We start from the raw sequence: 241 nt of genomic DNA, 5'->3' as shown, positions 1-241 counted from the left end.
GTCCATCTTCGGATGGTCGAGGTTCCTTTGAAGAAAAGTCCATCCCTGCGGGGGTGGCACACACAGCGAGGACGCTGTGGACAGTCGGCCTTATTCCGGCCTGACTGTCCCGCTCTCGTGGTGTCGACCCGATTACGGGTAAACATTCACGGAGAGTTTGATCCTGGCTCAGGACGAACGCTGGCGGCGTGCTTAACACATGCAAGTCGAACGATGAAGCCCTTCGGGGTGGATTAGTGGC

General features: G+C 57.7%; 1 rRNA gene. It reads left to right on the top strand.

The window, feature by feature from the left end:
- Nucleotides 1–145: 145 nt before the first annotated feature.
- Nucleotides 146–241, top strand: a 16S ribosomal RNA gene (locus ADL08_RS15090); the annotation flags it as partial.

The organism is Streptomyces sp. NRRL F-6492 (genome assembly GCF_001280125.1).
In the GTDB taxonomy this organism is placed as follows: domain Bacteria; phylum Actinomycetota; class Actinomycetes; order Streptomycetales; family Streptomycetaceae; genus Streptomyces.
This window is presented reverse-complemented; position numbering and strand designations above follow the sequence as displayed.